This is a genomic window from Azospirillum sp. SYSU D00513 (assembly GCF_017356015.1).
In the GTDB taxonomy this organism is placed as follows: domain Bacteria; phylum Pseudomonadota; class Alphaproteobacteria; order Azospirillales; family Azospirillaceae; genus Azospirillum.
In genome coordinates this window covers 1-624 of the sequence record NZ_JAFIQV010000121.1, presented here as the reverse complement: position 1 = coordinate 624, position 624 = coordinate 1, and the positions used below count along the sequence as shown (strand labels likewise).

The window sequence follows — 624 nt, the reverse complement described above, 5'->3', positions numbered from 1 at the left end:
GCCGGCGGCAGGGCCATGCAGTTCTGAAATGAGCGTGAGCTTGGCCCTGTAAGATCCGATCGGCACAGCGGCGGGATAGCGCTGTGAAGCGAGATTTCCTGGTCGGAGCCGCCGATGGTGCCATTCAGAACCCTGCTCGCCGCGCTTGAAACGATCGAGGATCCGCGTTGCCCGCAAGGGAGGCGCTATTCGATGAGCCACCTACTGCTGTTCTCAGTCCTGGCGGTCCTGGCTGGGGCAACCTCGTACCAGAGTATCGTCACCTTCATGGCGGTCCATCGTGAACGCCTCAACGCCACTTTCGGAGCCCGGCTCCGGCGTGCCCCGGCGGTGAACACGCTGCGGCATCTGTTCGTAACCCTTGATCCTGATGTCCTGGAGGCGGCCTTTCGCCGTCACGCTCGTCAGCTGGACAGCGCCCATGCAGCGGACGGCAGGCGCACCGTTGCACTCGATGGCAAGATGCTGCGTGGCAGTTTCGACCATCTGCACGACCGCACCACCACGCATGTGCTGAGCGCATTCGCCAGCGACGCCGCGCTGATCCTGGCCCATCGGGAGGTTTCTGCCACACCGGAGGAGATCGGCGGTGTGCAGGCCCTCATGGCCGAGCTCGGCGTGAGC

1 protein-coding gene is annotated in these 624 nt (G+C 64.4%); it reads left to right on the top strand.

Features of this window, described 5'->3' with window-relative positions; all coding sequences use genetic code 11:
* Positions 1-114 precede the first annotated feature (114 nt).
* The coding region (locus tag JUB11_RS32470; protein WP_207462938.1) for an ISAs1 family transposase at positions 115-624 on the top strand (510 nt) is incomplete at its 3' end.